This is a genomic window from Streptomyces sp. S.PNR 29, assembly GCF_030386795.1.
Classification (GTDB): Bacteria; Actinomycetota; Actinomycetes; order Streptomycetales; family Streptomycetaceae; genus Streptomyces.
In genome coordinates this window covers 1-2,500 of the sequence record NZ_JANUQM010000006.1, presented here as the reverse complement: position 1 = coordinate 2,500, position 2,500 = coordinate 1, and the positions used below count along the sequence as shown (strand labels likewise).

At 74.9% G+C, this 2,500-nt stretch carries 1 protein-coding gene and 2 pseudogenes; all 3 read left to right on the top strand.

Annotated features, from left to right (window positions below):
- Window positions 1–670, top strand: a pseudogene (locus NW895_RS17375) (hypothetical protein); the annotation flags it as partial.
- A 48-nt stretch (window positions 671–718) separates the two neighbouring features.
- Window positions 719–1,504 (top strand): TIGR03936 family radical SAM-associated protein, encoded by a 786-nt coding sequence (locus NW895_RS17370; RefSeq protein WP_289936536.1) that lies wholly within the window; start codon window positions 719–721, stop codon window positions 1,502–1,504.
- Between the two features lie 262 nt (window positions 1,505–1,766).
- Window positions 1,767–2,500: pseudogene (locus tag NW895_RS17365) on the top strand (ribonuclease E/G); the annotation flags it as partial.

Sequence of the window (2,500 nt, the reverse complement as noted above, 5' to 3'; positions counted from 1 at the left end):
GGCCGGGGCCGCGCTGGCCGCCCTCGGGGCCGGTGTGTGCGCGGCCGTGGTCTGGCTGGTGCGGTATCTCGTGGTCGTCCCCGCGGTGTGGCTGTACACGGGGGCCCTCACACCCGTCGGGCATGCCCTCGCCTGGTGCGCCAGCGGGGTCGCATGGGGCCTCCGCATGATCGTCACCGGTGTCGGTGCGGCCCTGTACTGGACCTGCCGCATCCTCTTCGTCCTGCCCGCCCTCGCCCTGTGGCGCCGGGTCCTCACTCCCGTCGGCCGCGTCCTCGCCGTCATCGGGCGTGAGGTCGGGGAGGCGCTCGGGCACGCCTGGCGGGTGGCGGGGCGGATCTCGCTCGCCGTCGGGCGGTTCCTCGGGACCCTCTTCCGGTGGATCTTCGTCGAGCCGGCGCGATGGGTGTACCGGAGCGTGCTGACACCCGTGGGACACGTGGTGCGGGACATCGTCCTGCGGCCCGCCGCGCAGGCCGCGCGGAGTGTGGGCCGGGCCACGCGGCAGGCGCTCGCCTCCGCCCGGGAGACCGTACGGCAGGCCCGGGCCGACCTCCGCCGGATGCTCCTGTCCGAGCCCCGCCGGCAGCGGTCCCCGGGTGGCCGGGAACCTGTGGGCCGCGAGACACGTACTCTTGGTAGCAGTACGACCGCTCTCACGAAGGACTGAACGAAACTGGGCAAGCGACAGCCCGAAGGCCCGCCGCCCGTACCCGCGGTGCAGCGCATCCGACTGCGTTACACCAAGCGCGGCCGCCTCCGGTTCACCAGCCACCGTGACTTCCAGCGCGCCTTCGAGCGTGCGCTGCGCCGTGCCGAGGTGCCGATGGCGTACTCGGCGGGGTTCACACCGCACCCGAAGGTGTCGTACGCCAATGCCGCACCCACCGGCACGGGCAGTGAGGCGGAATACCTGGAGATCGCGCTCACCGAGGCGCGCGACCCGGAGCAGCTCAGGATCCTCCTCGACGCGTCGCTGCCCCCCGGGCTCGACGTGATCGAGGCGGTCGAGGCCCGGACCTCCGGGCTCGCCGACCGGCTCACGGCTTCCGTGTGGGAGCTCCGGCTGGACGGTGTGGAGCCCACGGACGCCGAGCGGGCCGTGGAGGCCTTCAACGCGGCCAGGACCGTCGAGGTCCAGCGCCTGACCAAGAACGGCGTCCGCACCTTCGACGCCCGCTCCGCGGTCGTGAGCCTGGAGAGCCGCGACCTCTCGGAAACGCACAGTTCGCAGGCTGATAGGCCGACCGACCAGCCCTGTGCGATACTGCGGCTGGTTGTTCGGCACGTGACGCCTGCCGTACGACCCGACGACGTCCTGTCCGGTCTCCGCGCCGTGGCCGACCTGGCGCCGCCGGTCCCCGCAGCGGTGACCAGGCTGGCGCAGGGGCTGTTCGATGAAGAGACCGGCACGGTGACCGACCCGCTCGCGCCCGACCGCGAGGCAGCAGCGCCCGAGCCGCAGACGGCCGGCGCGACTGCCGCCGCGACGGCGCCGGCGTAAGGAAGGTTCCGCGTAGGGACGGACGTCGTAGCGCCGCCCTCGAACTCGGGAGCCACCTGGGTCGGGCAGCGCCACCGACCAGAAGACTTTCGCCAGGCCGTATGCGACAAGGCATACGGAACCGGCGAGACAGGACACAGAGAGCTCCCGTGCGGCGCCCGCGCCCCGGACGGCGGCAACCGCGCAACGCGCGAGCCGCGGACGTCACCGGTATCGCCGGACCAGGCGCGGCGCCCGGGAGCCTGACGGGAGATACGCCCGCATGCTCGAACCGACCGAGCCCACCGAGGGTTCCGAAGAACTGAACACTCCGAGCGACACCCTGCCGCCGCGTCGTCGGCGCCGTGCCGCGTCCCGCCCGGCGGGTCCGCCGGCCGCCTCCTCCGACACTCCGGTGGAGACCGTCGCGCCGGCCATACCGGCCGCCGACCCCGTCGACGTCGCGGCGCAGGAGATCGCCGGAGATGTTACTCCGGAAGCCGATGAGGCTGCCGAGGGCCTTGAGGCCGCGGAGGAGAAGGACCAGAAGGAGGCCGCGGAGGCCCAAGCGGCCGTCGAGGCACCTCCTGCCGGCCGTACGCGCCGTCGGGTGGTCCGCCGCGCTTCCGCGCCCGCCGGAGCCCCGGCGTCGGCGGACGCGGCCGAGACCGTCGTCCCGGCGACCGCCTCCGCTCCGGCCGCCGCCGAGGCGCCGCAGCAGGAAGCCCCCGTGACCGCCGACACCGGCGAGTCCGCCGAGGGTGCCGCTCCGCGGCGTACGCGCCGTCGTGCGACGCGCAGCGTGACCTCGCCCGCCGCGTCCCCGGTGCCGGCGGAGGCCGCCGCGGCGCCCGAGGCCGTCGAACCGGCCGCCGCTGCCGAGGCCTCCGAGACGCCCGCTGCCGCCCAGAGCGAAGAGCCCGCCGAGGAGGCCGCGCCGCGCCGTACGCGGCGTCGTGCCACGCGGCGGGTGTCCGCGCCGGTGGGGTCCCCGGAGCCCGCCGAGGCGGACCAGGA